Source organism: Lichenihabitans sp. Uapishka_5, from assembly GCF_033947565.1.
Lineage (GTDB): Bacteria > Pseudomonadota > Alphaproteobacteria > Rhizobiales > Beijerinckiaceae > Lichenihabitans.
Window position 1 is genome coordinate 50,363 of record NZ_JARPVX010000008.1, and the last position, 13,564, is coordinate 63,926.

At 69.4% G+C, this 13,564-nt stretch carries 16 protein-coding genes; 10 read left to right on the plus strand and 6 right to left on the minus strand.

From position 1 onward, the window contains the following. Positions 1-6: 6 nt before the first annotated feature. The 5 genes from P7D22_RS05495 to P7D22_RS05515 are packed head-to-tail and all read left to right on the plus strand — an operon-like array spanning position 7 to position 4,199. Positions 7-813, plus strand: a complete 807-nt coding sequence (locus P7D22_RS05495; RefSeq protein WP_319933209.1) for an ABC transporter ATP-binding protein — start codon at positions 7-9, stop codon at positions 811-813. Then, entirely contained in the window at positions 810-1,571 is a 762-nt protein-coding gene (locus tag P7D22_RS05500; RefSeq protein WP_319933210.1) for an ABC transporter ATP-binding protein, read from the plus strand. The genes P7D22_RS05495 and P7D22_RS05500 overlap by 4 nt, the downstream gene beginning before the upstream one ends. Then, positions 1,568-2,476 (plus strand): branched-chain amino acid ABC transporter permease, encoded by a 909-nt coding sequence (locus P7D22_RS05505; RefSeq protein WP_319933211.1) that lies wholly within the window; start codon positions 1,568-1,570, stop codon positions 2,474-2,476. The genes P7D22_RS05500 and P7D22_RS05505 overlap by 4 nt, the downstream gene beginning before the upstream one ends. After that, positions 2,476-3,480, plus strand: a complete 1,005-nt coding sequence (locus P7D22_RS05510; RefSeq protein WP_319933212.1) for a branched-chain amino acid ABC transporter permease — start codon at positions 2,476-2,478, stop codon at positions 3,478-3,480. Before P7D22_RS05505 ends, P7D22_RS05510 begins: the two co-directional genes overlap by 1 nt. Next, complete coding sequence (locus P7D22_RS05515; protein WP_319933213.1) at positions 3,477-4,199, plus strand: hypothetical protein; 723 nt, start codon at positions 3,477-3,479, stop codon at positions 4,197-4,199. The genes P7D22_RS05510 and P7D22_RS05515 overlap by 4 nt, the downstream gene beginning before the upstream one ends. A 19-nt stretch (positions 4,200-4,218) precedes the next feature. Here P7D22_RS05515 and chpT read toward each other — a convergent pair whose 3' ends face one another. Continuing rightward, positions 4,219-5,013, minus strand: coding sequence for a histidine phosphotransferase ChpT (gene chpT / locus P7D22_RS05520; RefSeq protein ID WP_319933214.1), 795 nt, complete (start codon positions 5,011-5,013; stop codon positions 4,219-4,221). Positions 5,014-5,213: 200 nt separating this feature from the next. Between chpT and cysQ the strand changes: the two genes are divergently transcribed. The 4 genes from cysQ (at position 5,214) to P7D22_RS05540 (ending at position 8,112) form a co-directional block, all read left to right on the plus strand. After that, entirely contained in the window at positions 5,214-6,092 is an 879-nt protein-coding gene (gene cysQ, locus P7D22_RS05525; protein WP_319933215.1) for a 3'(2'),5'-bisphosphate nucleotidase CysQ, read from the plus strand. Between the two features lie 67 nt (positions 6,093-6,159). Beyond that, positions 6,160-6,744, plus strand: a complete 585-nt coding sequence (locus P7D22_RS05530) for a DUF1134 domain-containing protein (RefSeq protein WP_442916031.1) — start codon at positions 6,160-6,162, stop codon at positions 6,742-6,744. Between the two features lie 31 nt (positions 6,745-6,775). After that, positions 6,776-7,771, plus strand: coding sequence for a hypothetical protein (locus P7D22_RS05535; RefSeq protein ID WP_319933217.1), 996 nt, complete (start codon positions 6,776-6,778; stop codon positions 7,769-7,771). Beyond that, positions 7,768-8,112 (plus strand): hypothetical protein, encoded by a 345-nt coding sequence (locus tag P7D22_RS05540; protein ID WP_319933218.1) that lies wholly within the window; start codon positions 7,768-7,770, stop codon positions 8,110-8,112. The genes P7D22_RS05535 and P7D22_RS05540 overlap by 4 nt, the downstream gene beginning before the upstream one ends. Before the next feature lie 3 nt (positions 8,113-8,115). Here the strand turns inward: P7D22_RS05540 and P7D22_RS05545 are convergent, their stop codons facing one another. From P7D22_RS05545 to P7D22_RS05565, 5 genes are all read right to left on the minus strand, one after another. Further along, entirely contained in the window at positions 8,116-9,138 is a 1,023-nt protein-coding gene (locus P7D22_RS05545; RefSeq protein ID WP_319933219.1) for a KpsF/GutQ family sugar-phosphate isomerase, read from the minus strand. Positions 9,139-9,176: 38 nt separating this feature from the next. Next, the gene (kdsA, locus tag P7D22_RS05550; protein ID WP_319933220.1) at positions 9,177-10,040 is read right to left on the minus strand and encodes a 3-deoxy-8-phosphooctulonate synthase; all 864 of its coding nucleotides are present in this window, start codon (positions 10,038-10,040) and stop codon (positions 9,177-9,179) included. Positions 10,041-10,197: 157 nt separating this feature from the next. Continuing rightward, positions 10,198-11,172 carry a S1C family serine protease gene (locus P7D22_RS05555; RefSeq protein ID WP_319933221.1) on the minus strand — a complete coding sequence of 325 codons (975 nt, stop codon included), beginning with the start codon at positions 11,170-11,172 and terminating at the stop codon, positions 10,198-10,200. A 96-nt stretch (positions 11,173-11,268) separates the two neighbouring features. Next, a complete protein-coding gene (locus P7D22_RS05560) occupies positions 11,269-11,820 on the minus strand; it encodes a DNA-3-methyladenine glycosylase (RefSeq protein ID WP_319933222.1) in 552 nt (183 codons plus the stop codon). 50 nt (positions 11,821-11,870) lie between these two features. Next, positions 11,871-12,761: a PPK2 family polyphosphate kinase gene (locus P7D22_RS05565; RefSeq protein ID WP_319933223.1), complete on the minus strand. Its 891-nt coding sequence runs from the start codon at positions 12,759-12,761 to the stop codon at positions 11,871-11,873. Positions 12,762-13,032: 271 nt separating this feature from the next. Here P7D22_RS05565 and P7D22_RS05570 point away from each other — a divergent pair, with 271 nt between their 5' ends. Then, on the plus strand, positions 13,033-13,557 hold the full coding sequence (locus P7D22_RS05570; RefSeq protein ID WP_319933224.1) for a TetR/AcrR family transcriptional regulator: 525 nt from the start codon (positions 13,033-13,035) through the stop codon (positions 13,555-13,557). Positions 13,558-13,564 lie beyond the last annotated feature (7 nt).

Genomic DNA, 13,564 nt, shown 5'->3' on the forward strand with positions numbered 1-13,564 from the left:
CAAGACATGACGTTGTTCGCCGATGCGCCGCGTCCCGCATCGCGCCCCACCCCGATCCTCGCGGTCGAAGCCGTGACCAAGCGCTTCGGCGGCCATGCCGCCGTCGACCAGCTGTCGCTGAGCGTGCCGCCCGGGCTCATCGCCGGGCTGATCGGCCCGAATGGCGCCGGCAAATCCACCCTGTTCGACCTGCTGGCCGGTCGGCAATCGCCGACGCAGGGACGCATCCTCTACGAAGGCCAATCCATCGAGCGACGGCCCGCGCACCGCCGCGCCGCCCTCGGCATCGGCCGCACCTTTCAGATCCCGCGCCCGTTCGGCGCCCTGTCGGTCCGCGACAACGTCATGCTGGGCCGGCAACATCATCCGGGTGAGCGATTGCTGCCGAACTTCCTGCAGCCCGCCCGCGTCGTCGAAGCCGAACGGGCGGCGCGCCGCGACGCGGACGAGTTGCTGGCTTTCGTGTCGCTTGGCCATCTGGCCGGGTCGCCGGCCCGCGTGCTGTCGGGCGGCCAGCGCAAGCTGCTGGAACTGGCGCGCGTCATGATGGGCCAGCCTCGCTTGCTGCTGCTCGACGAGCCCGCCGCAGGCGTCAATCCGAGCCTGCTCGAAACCATCATGGAAAAGGTCGCCGCCATCGCGGCGCGTGGCGTCACGGTGTTTCTGATCGAGCACAACATGGATCTGGTCAGCCGCCTCTGCGGCCATGTCTTCGTCATGGCCGAGGGCCGGCTGCTGTGCGAGGGCGCACCCGCCGTCGTGGTGCGCGACCCGCGCGTCATCGAGGCCTATCTCGGGACCGGGGCGGCGTGAGCGGGACCAGCGACGCGCGTCCGCTGCTGGCCGCCGAGGCCGTGGTGGCGGGCTACGAGCCCGGCCTGCCGATCGTACACGGTGCCAGCCTTGCGGTCGCGGCCGGCGAAATCCTGGCCGTGCTGGGCCCGAACGGGGCCGGCAAGTCGACCCTGGTGAAGGCGCTTGCGGGCCTGGTGCCGGTGAGCCGCGGCACCGTGCGGCTCGACGGCCGCGACATCACGGGCCTGCCGGCTCACCTGAGGCCCCGCGCGGGCCTCGCCTTCGTGCCACAGACCGAAAACATCTTCGCCAGCCTGAGCGTGGCCGACAACCTGCGCATCGCCTGCGACGTGATGCCGGATCGCCCGCGAGGCCGTGCCCGCACGGCGGAACTGCTCGACCTTTTCCCCGACCTCGCCCGCGCCCGCACGCTGCTGGCCGGGCGCCTGTCGGGCGGCCAGCGGCAGATGCTGGCCGTGGCCCGGGCCCTGGTGGCCAGCCCCCGCGTGCTGATGCTCGACGAGCCCTCGGCCGGCCTGTCGCCCTTGTTCGTCAGCGACGTCTTCGCCCGCCTGCGAACCATCCGGGATACGGGCGTCGCGATCGTGCTGGTCGAGCAGAACGTGCGCGCCGCTCTGAAGGTCGCCGACCGTGCCCTGGTGCTGGTGGAAGGCCGCAACCGACATGAAGGCCCGGCCAAGACCCTGGCCGACGATCCCGCGATAGCGGCGCTCTACCTCGGCGGCGCGCCGCACAGCTCGGGAAGCCCCGCATGAGCCTGCAATTCGTGGTGGACGGCGCCGTGGCGGGTGCCGTCACGGGGCTTGGCGCCGTAGGAGTCACGCTGACCTATTCGATCCTGCGTTTCGCCAATTTCGCCCATGGCGAGTTCATCGCGGCCGGCGCCTATGCGACCTTGGCGATCGGCGGCGCCATCGGGGTCGGGCTCGGCGCCGCGTCGCCCCCGCTCGGCCCGTTTTCGTTCTCGGCCGTGACGCTGGTGGCGGCGGTGCTGGCCATGGGCGTGACGGGCGCCCTCGCGCTGGCGCTCGATGCCGTGTTGTTCCGTCGGCTGCGCGACCGGGGCGAGGCCGTGGTGGCCATCATGGCGAGCTTCGGCGCCTCCATGGCGCTGCGCAGCCTGTTCGAGGCCGTGTTCACGTCGCGCCCGGCCTATTTCACCCGCATGCTTCAGATCGCCCGGCCGATCGGCTTCGGCCTGAAGGCGACGCCGAACCAGCTCGCGCTGTTCGGCCTCGCGCTTCTGCTGATGGTGCTGCTGCACGGATTGATGACCCGCACCGCCACGGGGCGCGCCATGCGGGCCGTCAGCGAGAACCCAGGGCTGGCCCGGGTGGCGGGGCTCGACGTGGGGCGCACCATCAGGCTTACCTGGCTGCTCGGCGGGGCGCTGGCCGGCGCCGCCGGCACGGTGGTGGGCCTGCTGGTGCAGATCCGCCCCGGCATGGGGTTCGACCTGCTGCTGCCGCTCTTCGCGGCCGCCATCCTGGGCGGCATCGGCTCGGTGCCCGGCGCCGTCCTGGGCGGTTTCACGGTGGGGTTCGCGGAAGCCGCGGCGGTGGCCTTCGCGGGGGCGCAATGGCGCGGCGCCGTCGCCTTCGCGGTGTTGATCGGCGTGCTGCTGCTGCGCCCGACCGGCCTGTTCGGACGCCCGGCCTGATGCTCGACATCCTCGGCTACGCGGCCTTCTTCGGCACCACGGCCTTGACCTATGCGGTCATCTGCCTCGGCCTCAACCTGCAATGGGGCCAGACGGGATTGTTCAACGTCGGGGTCGCGGGCTTCGCAGCCATCGGGGCCTATGCGACGGCCCTTGCCACGACGCCGGCCGATGCCGGCCATTGGGGCGGCGCCGGCCTGCCGATCGCGGTCGGTCTCCTGGCCGCCATGGTGGCATCGGCCGGCGCCTCGGCCTTTGTGGGCGCCCTGACGCTGCGGCTGCGCTCCGACTACCTGGCGATCACCACCTTCGGGCTCGGCTCGGTGGTGCAGCTGGCTTGCCTCAACCTGCGGAGCGTCACCGGCGGCCCTTTCGGCATCGGCTTCATTCCTCGGCCCTTCGCGGCGCTGGCCGACCGCCCCAGCCTGTTTTCCTTTGTGGCCTTCGGCGCCATGACGGTTCTGACGACGCTGTTGTTCCTCGGATTGGAGCGCCTGGCCCGCAGCCCGTGGGGGCGGGTGCTGCGGGCCATCCGCGAGGATGAGGGCGCCGCGGCAGCGCTCGGCAAGAGTTCGGCCGCCTATCGGCTGCAGGCCTTCGCGCTCGGCGGCGCGCTGATCGGGCTTGGCGGCGCGTTGCAGGCCCATGCGATCGGCTTCATCGCGCCCGATAACTACCTGCCGACCCTGACCTTCGAGGTCTGGACCATGCTGATCGTCGGCGGCGCCGGCAGCAACGCCGGTGCCATCCTGGGCGCGGTGCTGATCTGGGCGCTGTGGAGCGGCACCGGCGCCACCCTCACGATGCTGGTGCCGGCCGAGATGCAGGCGCGCGCCGCGGCGCTGCAGGGCGTGGCGATCGGCGTTGTTTTGTGCATCGTGCTGGTGCTGCGCCCGCGTGGTCTGCTGGGCGCCCGCGTGGCCGTACCGCCGCAGGGCACCCCCCAGGCAGCAGAGCCGGCCGACCCTGGACCGGCCGAGGCCTCCGCCAAGGCGGGCGGGTGAGCGGGCGGACGGAGCGCAACGCGGTCGCCCGCGCCCGGCTCGAAGCGGCGCTGCCGCCGCTCTTTCCGGGTGCCGTGCTGGCCCATGCGCGCGGCCAGACCTGGGTGCCAAACCTGCCCCGCCTCGCGATGGAAAGCTATTGGCGCGGCCACCCGGCCCGGGCCGACCGTCTGGCGCGGGCTCTCGCGGCCCGCTCCGGGGCGCCCGACGGTTGGCGCTGGACGCTCGATTCAGAGGCGGATACCGACCAGCCCCGCAGCTTCCGCATGCCGCCGGCGCCCTATCGGGACCCGGGTCACGGACGAGGCCCGGGACACTGCTGCATCTGTGGCCAGCCGGTGTTCCGCTTCGGCTGGCACGAGGACCTGTGGGCCACCGGCCGACCCAACCCGCGGGCCCGTTGGCACGCCGCCTGCGTGGCGGCCTGGAAGTTCTGGCTCGCCCCCAACACGCAGATCAAGATATTGAGCCGGCTGCAGGCGCGACGCTGCGCCGTCACCGGCCAGCGACTGCTTCGCGATGCCGAGGCCGACCACCGCGTGCCGTTATTCCGGGTGTGGCGGCAGGAGCGCGACCGCCCCTGGCCGGAACTGCTCAGCTATTGGGGCTGGCCCAACCTGCAGGCCGTCAACCGCCCCGCCCATCGGGCCAAGACCGCCGGGGAGGCCAGGAGCCGCGCCGGCAAGTCGATGACCGGTGCGCCAGCCCTCGAGGCCTGATCCCCGCAGTCGTGCAGTGTCAGAACTCGCCGGGAGCGAAGCGCCGGCGGAGCCCTTGAGTGGAGGCCGCGGGCTCTTCGACCGGCTCGGCAGCAACCCCGCCGGCCTCAGCGTCGAGCCCCGCATGGTCCGGCTCTTCGGCTTCGTGCGACAGACTTTCGGGCTCGATGGCCGCCGCCTTGTGCCGGGCCTCGATCACCACCTTGTCGCTGTCCTGACGGAGGCTGAGGTCGAGCGCGGCCGCCTCGGCCACCAGATAGGTGAAATAAGGCTGGATCGCATGGGCGTCCGGGGCGCCGCCCTCGGCCTGGCCGCTCAACAGGTTGGCGACCCCGTGCGCCACGCGGATATGGGTGCCGGTCGCCTCGATGTGAACCAGGACGGGATCGCCCTCGCGGCCCGTCTGCACGGTCAGCACGCCCCCACGCGGGATCGACGCAATGGCGATCAGGCACATGTTGAGGATCAGCTTGACCTGGTTCTTCGGCATCAGCACCCGCGGCGCTTCCCAGCGCAGTGTCATCTTCCCTTCGGGCAGAAGGCCGCGCGTCACGTTCTCCGCGTCGCCGGTGTCGATCGAGGCACCGGCCGAGCCCGCCGCTCCGAAGGCGAGACGGCAGAACTGCAGCTTGGCCGACGCCGTGGTGGCGCTTTTCTTGATCAGTTCGATCGCGATGACGCGCGTTTCCGGATCCTTCTCGTCCTCGAGAATTTCGAGGCCGTTGATGATCGCCCCGACCGGGCTGATCACGTCGTGGCAAACGCGCGAACACAACAGCGCCGCAAGGTCGAGGGGTTCGAGGAAGATGTCCATGCCGGGTCCAATCGCCTGGGCCGGCCGCCGGTCTGGCCGTCCGGGTGCCGGCATGTTGATCGCGGGCACCGAATCGTGGGTTTGCCGCATCGCGCGAATTTGATAACCCATCGGCAAAGCAATTGGAAACTGCAGGCCTTATCTGCAGTGAGCCACCCTCATCGAACCCGAAAGCGGCCGCCGCGGCGCGCCCCTGCCCCATGACCCTCCCTGTTCACGTCCCCGACCTGCCGGTTCACGCCGGCGAGCGCAACGACCTCGCGTTGCAATTCGCCCGCATCGCCGTCGAGGCCGGCGCCGTCGTGATGCGGATCTACGAGGCTGGCGCGACGGCTCGCTTCAAAGCGGATGCGAGCCCCGTCTGCGAGGCGGATGAACTCGCGGAAGCGTTGATCCTGACGGCGCTGCGCCGGGTGGCGCCCGGCATTCCGGTGCTGGCCGAGGAAGCGGCGGCCCGCGGAGACCGGCCGTTGCTCGACGGGCGCTTCATCCTGGTCGACCCCGTCGACGGCACCAAGGAGTTCCTCAACCGCAACGGGGAATTCACCGTCAACATCGCGCTGATCGAGCATGGCGTCGCGCGCGCCGGAGCCGTCTATGCACCGGCGCTGGGGCGGCTCTGGTTCGCGGGCGAGGACGCCCACACCTGCCAGGTGGCCCCGGGCGCCGCGCTCGAACAAGCGGAAGGCTGGCACCAGCTGCATAGTCGCGCCGCCCTGCCGGCAGGCCTCGTCGTCATGGCGAGCCGGTCGCATGCCGATGCGGCCACGGAGGATTATCTGGCGGCGCTGCCCGTCGCGGAGCGCCGCAGCGCCGGTTCCTCGTTGAAATTCTGCGCGATCGCGGCCGGCGAGGCCGACCTCTACCCTCGCTTCGGCCCCACGATGGAATGGGACACCGCGGCCGGCGATGCGGTGCTGCGCGCCGCCGGAGGCATCGTGCTAAGCCTCGACGGCGCGGCGCTGCGCTACGGCAAGAAGCACGACGATTTCCGCAATGGCGGGTTCCTGGCCTGGGGGCGCGAAAGCGACGCCCGCCGGTTCGCGTCGGAGGCGCCCGGGCGCACCCCGGCTTCATAAAGCGTTCATCATGTCGCCGCCACAGTGTTGCCGGATGAGCGCGGCTGTTCGGTCAGGGGCCTTTTCGATGGTTGAGATCACACGGCGCGGATTTGTCAGGGCTGGCGGGTTTGTGGCGACGACGGTTTTGCTGCCGGCCGCCTCGGCCTTTGCCGTCGAAGAACGCCCACGGCAGTTCCGGGCCGAGGAGCTGGTCGACAACGGCCACCGATTTTTCGGATCGATGTCGCGCGGTCTCGCCCAGGTGGTGCAGGAGGCCGTGCGCCGATGGGGCCTGCCGAACGGCTATGTGCTCGGCCAGGAGGCGTCGGGCGCCTTCGTGGGCGGCCTGCGCTATGGCGAAGGCGTGCTCTACACCCGCAACGCGGGCGACACCCATGTGTATTGGCAAGGTCCGTCGATCGGCTTCGATGCCGGTGCCGACGGCGATCGCACCATGATGCTGGTGTATAACCTGCCCTCGACTCAGGGCATCTTCCGGCGCTTTGGCGGCGCGGACGGTTCCGCTTATCTGGTGGGCGGCTTCGGCTTCACGGCACTGACCGACGACAATGTCATCCTGGTGCCGATTCGTGCCGGCGTCGGGGCCCGACTCGGGGTTTCGCTGTCGTATCTGAAATTCACGCCTCACTCGACATGGAACCCCTTCTGACCGCAGCACCACCGCCCCACGGACCCGTCCGGTGATCGAAGACGCGCTTTTCGCGCTGCTCGGCTTTTGCGCGGCCGTCGTTCTGGCCCTCGCCTGCCTGCCGTTGCTGTGGGCGCGAGCGTTGCGACTGACGCGGCAGCGCCTCGCCCTGCTGGTGCCCTGGTCGAAGGGAGAGATCGACGCCGAGCGTGACGGGCTGCGGGCCCAGGCCGCCGTCGAAGCGCGTCGGCTCGAACAGCAGGTGGAGCGCAGCCGCGCCACCGCGGCGGCCCGCGCCGTGGCGTTGGGCCAGCAGACCGTGCAGTTGGTGCGGAGCGAGGCGGCGCTGGAAGCGGCGCGCCAAGAGCGGACGGTGCTGATCGGCGACATCGATACGCACGCGCGCGCCTTGCGCGACGCCGACGGCCAGCGCTTCGCAACCGAGAAAGCCTTGCACGACGCCGATCGCCGCATCGAAAGCGACGCTGTCGCGGCATCGGCTCAGATGCGGCGACTGGACCAGTTGGGCGACCTCGCCGAAGAACGAAGGGGCTCGATCGCGGCCTTGGAAACGCGAGTCGCCGGCCTTCTGGCGACGCTCGAAGACAAAGGGGACGCGCTGGTACGCCTCGACGCAGCCTTGGCCCAGGTCACGCAGGCACGCGCCACAGTGGCGGCCGAGCACGAGGCGCTGGGCGTCCGGCATGGCGCGACGCTGCAACAGCTTGCGGCGACCCAGGCCGAACTGGCCACCGAAAAAGAGCGTGCGGCCGAGCGCGAAACGCGGCTCGCCGCGCGCGCCACGGCCCTGCTGGCCGCCGAAGCCCGGCTGCGCGAACAGGATGACGCGATGAAGCACAAGGATATCAAACTTCAGGCCCTGCAAAGCCGCTTCGATAATCTTGCGGCCGCGCTTGCGGCAGCGCCGGACCAGGACGATGCCGCGCGGCTTCGGCAGGAGGTCACGGCCTTGGGCGATCAGGCGCTCGCCCTGCTCGGGGCCGAGGCCGAAGCCGCGCCGACAAACGCCACGGCGGTACGGCGATGACGGGCCGGCGCCTTGCGGTCGCGATCGCGGCTTGCCTCGCTTGGCCGGCGCTGGCTGGCGCACAACCGGCTGGCGGCGGGGACGACGCTTATGATCTCGCCGCCATCGAGGCGGACCACGCCGTCTGCGGTTTTCCGCTCAGCGACGAACAGGAAGACATCATGGGTCAGCGGCGCGAAGCCCTGACAACGTCGGGCCGCGTCTCGGAATCCGACCTCGCAACCCTCCAGGGCCAACTGATCGAGTCGTTCGAAGCCCAGCGGCCGGAAGGCCTGTGCCGGGACAACGGCCCCGAGGCGCAACTCTACACCCGCCGGTTGACGCGCTTCGGCCTGCTCTGAGCCTCAGGACAGGCCGGCCGCCACCAGATGGTGCAGGTGTAGGATACCCACCACCCGGTCGTGGTGGAGCACCGGCATCACGGACACCGGCCGCGGCCCGGCATTCATCAGGTCGAGCGCCGCACTCGCCAGCACATCGGGGCCGACGTGGCGCAAGGCCGCCGTCATGATCTCCCGGGGACGCCGTTGCAGCAGGTCGTCGTCGATGTAGCGACGCAGGTCCCCGTCCGTGATGATGCCTTCGAGCCGGCCGTCGTGCACCACGAGGGCGCAGCCGAGGCGACCCGCCGACATGGCCACCAGGACGTCCTTCATGCCGGCCGCAGGGGTCACGACGGGCAGGTCATCGGCCCGCATCACGGCCGCGACCTTCAGCAAGGCGGCCCCAAGCTTGCCGCCCGGATGGAATTGCTGGAAGTGGCTCGCCGTGAAGCCGCGGCGTTCGAGCAGCGCCACCGCAAGCGCATCGCCGAGCGCCAGTTGCATCAGGGTCGAGGTCGTGGGTGCCAGATTATGCGGGCAGGCTTCGTCCACCTTGGGCAGGATCATTGATGCCCCGGCGGCACGTGCCAGGGCGCTGGCGGGCGCCGCCGTCATGGCGATGAGCGGAATGCCGTAGCGGCCGGCGTAATGGATGATGTCGCGCAGTTCGACCGTCTCGCCCGACCAGGACAAGGCCAGCACCACGTCGTCCCGGGTCACCATGCCGAGGTCGCCGTGGCTCGCCTCGGCCGGATGGATGAACATCGAGGCGGTGCCGGTGGATGCAAAAGTGGCGGCGATCTTGCGGGCCACGTGGCCGCTCTTCCCGATCCCGGTCACGACCACGCGACCGCGGGCCTTGAGGATGATCTCGACCACCGCCGCCAGGGCGCGACCGAGGTCCCCGGCGACGGCATCGCGCAGGGTGCTGAGCCCGCGCTGCTCGACCTCGAGGGCCCGCAGGGCGCTGATCACCGCGGCTTCGGTTTGCGCCTTGGGCGATCCCGTCGCCGCCGGCTCGGCCCAGGCACTCGCTTCAACCAAACCCGTGACCTCCGTGTCGGATGTGCGCCGGAATGGCTTCAGGACAGCTCGGCGGCCCGGTGGGCCTTCGCGACCGCATCGAAGGCCTGCAACTCGGCCACCAGGGCCTCGAAGCGATGCAAAGGCACCATGTTAGGCCCGTCGGACGGCGCCTTGTCGGGGTCGGGATGGGTCTCGATGAAGACGCCCGCCACGCCGGCCGCCACCGCGGCGCGGGCCAGGACGGGCACGAATTCACGCTTGCCGCCACTGGTGCCACCGAGCCCACCGGGCTCCTGCACCGCATGGGTGGCATCGAAGATCACCGGCGCGCCCGTGCGGGCCATGATGGGCAGCGACCGCATGTCGACCACCAGGGCGTTGTAGCCGAAGCTCGACCCCCGCTCGGTCACCAGGATGTCGGCATTGCCGGTGCCGGTCAGCTTGTCGACGACATTGGCCATGTCCCACGGCGCCAGGAACTGGCCTTTCTTGACATTGACGGCCCGACCGGTGCGGGCTGCCGCGATCAGCAGGTCCGTTTGCCGGCACAGGAAGGCGGGGATCTGCAGCACATCCACCACGGCCGCCACGGGGGCGCATTGCGCCGCCTCATGGACGTCGGTCAGCACCGGCAGGCCGAAGCGCTCGCGGATCTCGGCGAACACCGGCAGCGCCGCCTCGACGCCCAGGCCCCGGGCGCCATGCAGACTGGTGCGGTTCGCCTTGTCGAAGGACGCCTTGAAGACGAGCCCCACCTTGCGCCGTGCCGCGATCTCGCTCAGCGCCTGCGCGACCTCGAGCGCGTGGTCGCGGCTTTCCATCTGGCACGGCCCGGCGATGATGGCCAAGGGCAGAGCATTGCCGAAAACGGCAGAGCCGATCGTGACGGTAGCGTTGGGGCCTGGGTTCGTTGCGGTCATGGCAGCCTCGTGATGGCGGCCTTATAGCATCCCGCCGCAGCGGCACCAGGGCGCTCGGAAGCCTAAGGGTCGGGCCTCTTTGAGCTTGCGCGCATGCCCAGCACGTCCGAACGGCGGTGGACCGCGCGTCGCCGGGCAGCAGCCCGACGCCAAGGGTTCAATGCGTCGTGGGGCGCTTCAACAAGCTTTGGCGGTTGGCCGAGGTCACCCGGAGGTCGAAGGCGTCGCCATCGCGCTCGATCGTCAAGGCCACATCCACGCCGGCCGGTCCGACGGCCCAGACACTCCGGTAGAAGTCGGCCAGATTGGTGAGCTCCATATCGCCCGCCTTGCGGATCAGGTCGCCCCGCTTCAGCCCGGCCCGTTTGGCTGGCCCGCCGTCGGTGACGTCGAGGATCATCACGGCGTTGTCGTGCTCCTGGGCGAAGACGCCAAGCCATGGACGCGCAGGCTTGGGCGGCCGACCCGTCAGCAGCGCGTCATAGGCGGGCAGCAGCAACTCGGTCGGCACCATCATGTTGAGCGGCTGGACGGCGCCGCCACGGGACTGGTGCTGCAATTGCAGCGACCCCACCCCGACCAGCTTGCCATCCGGCCCGATCAGCGCGGTGCCGCCCCAATTCGGGTGGGCCGGCGCCGTGAAGATGGCTTCCTCGATGAGGTATTCCCAGTAGCCGGCGAATTCCTGCCTCGCCACGACCTGCGCCGCCAGCGAGCGGCGGCGTCCGCTGGCGCCCGCCACAACGACCTTGTCGCCTGCCGCGACATGGCGGGAATCGCCGATCGCGATCGCCGGAATGTCGAGCGGCTCGAGGGCCTGGACGAGGCCGAGCCCGGTCGCCTGATCGATGCCCAGCACATGGCCGGCCACGATCTGGCCCTTGCCGGTCATCAGCGTGACCTCGCGGGCCTCGGTGATCAGGTAGCCGATCGTCACCACGATGCCGGTGTCCTTGATCAGCACACCGCTACCGGCGCGCTCGGTCCCGAGCATGCCGGCCGTGAAGGCGTCCTCCGGGATCTCGGCCTCGAGCGCCACGACGGAGGTCAGCGCCTCGTCGAGGTCGAAGTCATAATCCCGCGGCCGCGGCCTGGCTTCGGGCGGAACGCTCCATTCGTCGTCGTCAGACAAGGAAATCCTCGCGGTTGGGCACAGCGGTGATGTCGGTTGCCGCATCCCTTCCGGCAAGGGAGGGCCTGTCGTTTGCGTTGAGCGGCGCCGGGCCGATCATGGACGGAATGCGCGACTAAGGAAAGCGGAGCCGCGCAGTCCGAAGCGCCAGGGCGTATCGACGCCCCTGCTGATGCCAATCCTCGGGCCCGTGACGAGGTCGGGGCAGGTCTTGGACGCGACCAGCCGGAAGGGCGGTTGGGACAGGTGGGCGCCATCATGTCGCGCCTCGAGGCCGAGCGCTTGGCAAAGGCGACCCGGCCCCCGGCACAGATCCTTCAGCCCCTCCATGCGACGCCGCACCCGCATGGCCTCGAGCCCCGCTTCCGGCGCGAGGGCGCGGATCAACACGGCACTGCCGGGGTCGCCGCAAACGATGTTGAAGCACCAGTGCAGGCCATAGGACCGGTATACGTAGGCGCAACCGACCGGCCCGAACATCGCTCCGTTGCGGGCCGTGCGGCCGGCGAAGCTATGCGAAGCCGGATCGTCCGGCCGGTAGGCTTCCGTTTCGACGATGGTGCCGCCGACCCCCTCGACGAACAAGCCGACGCCGATCAACGCGGCGGCACATTCGGGCGCCGGCAGGTCATAAAGGCTGGGTGACACGGAAGAGCCATCCGCCGATGCGCGGAGCTCGGGCGCCGGCGAGGGGCGCGTCACGCGAGTTGCCGCCGCACTTCTGCGATCTGCGCCGTCTGCTCGGCAGTCGGCGTCGGAGCGCGAAGGTCGAGGTTCTGGAGGGCGTCGAGCACGATCTCGGCCACGATCAGCCTGGCAAACCATTTCTGATCGGCCGGCACCACGAACCAGGGCGCTTCGGCGCGACTGGTCGCCGCTATGGCGGCCGCATAGGCGTGCTTGTAGTCGTCCCACCGCGCCCGCTCGCGGAGGTCGCCCACATAGACCTTCCACAACTTGGCCGGGTCGTCGAGGCGAGCCTGGAGGCGCTTCTTTTGTTCATCCCGACCGAGATGCAGGAACACCTTGACGATGCGCGTACCCTGCCGGGCCAGCAGGCGCTCGAAGGCGCGGATGTCGGCGAACCGGGCGTCCCAGAAGGCAGGATCGTCAGCCACGGACGGCGATAAAGATTGTTGCGCCAACAGGTCGGGATGCACGCGGGACACCAGCACATCCTCGTAATGCGAACGGTTGAACACCCCGATGACACCGCGCGCCGGGGCCGCACGATGCACCCGCCACAACACATCATGGGCGAGCTCTTCCCCGGTCGGCGCCTTGAAGGCGACGATGCTCAGCCCTTGCGGATCGACGCCCGCGAAGACGTGCCGGATCGTCCCGTCCTTGCCGCCGGCATCCATGGCCTGCAGAACCAGCAGGACGGATCGGCTGCGCTCGGCATAAAGGCGCTGCTGCAGGTCTGCGATCCGGGCGCTCGCGCGCCGCAACTGGTGCTGCCCGGACAGCTTGTCGTAGGCCGCGGCCCGCGCCTCTCGGGTGGCTCGGCGATCGAGGTCGAGCGGCTGTTTTCCTGAAACTCGGTACCGGTCGAGGCTTTCCGCCAGCAGGGTTTCCAAATCCGACATGGGTCTCTCGTTTGGGGTGGCAGGGGTGCCGGTCCCGTGTGTCGACCCACCATACGCGGGTCTCAACATCATTCACCACGCTGCAAGAACAAACACGAAACAGTCTTGCCAGATTAACCCACTGGTTGTACAAACAATAAACTTAATGTTCCAGGGTGCATCCATGTCGATGACCAAGCGGACGCAGGGTCGGCCGCCAAGAAGCAGTGGTCTTAACGGGCGTGACAGACTCATCGAAGCGACCCGCATCTACCTACAGTCTCATCGAGAGATGAGCGTCACCCGTACCGAGATCGCCCACGGCTGCGGCGTGACCCCGGCGCTGATCTCATATTATTTCAAGGACAAGAGGAGCCTGCTCGACGCCGTCACCAAACCCTTGGTCAGCGTCTACAAGAGTCGCTTTGATCTGATCTTTGCCTCGAGGCAGGACTCGGCGGGCAAAATGAAGGCCGTCATTCAACTGTTGATCGAGTTGAGTTGCGACAACGCCTTTCTGGTCGACGCGATGTTGAACGGCAAAGACGGCGACACGCTCGATGGGGAAGATCGGCTGGCCGTCGCGTGCTTCCGCTCGACCATCACGGAGCTGGTGCGCGACCTGTTGAACGACAAGCAATGGCGTGTCCCCGATGCCTCTCTGTCCGAGCTGGCGATCTGGGGCATGTGCCGTATCCTGGGTGACAGTTTGCGCCATCAGTCTGCCCTGTCGAGCGATCCGCAGGATGCCCTGCAGAACCGCATTGATTTCGTTTACGAGACCTTCGTGACCGGAAGGGCCTGCCCGGCCGAGTGAGCCCGGC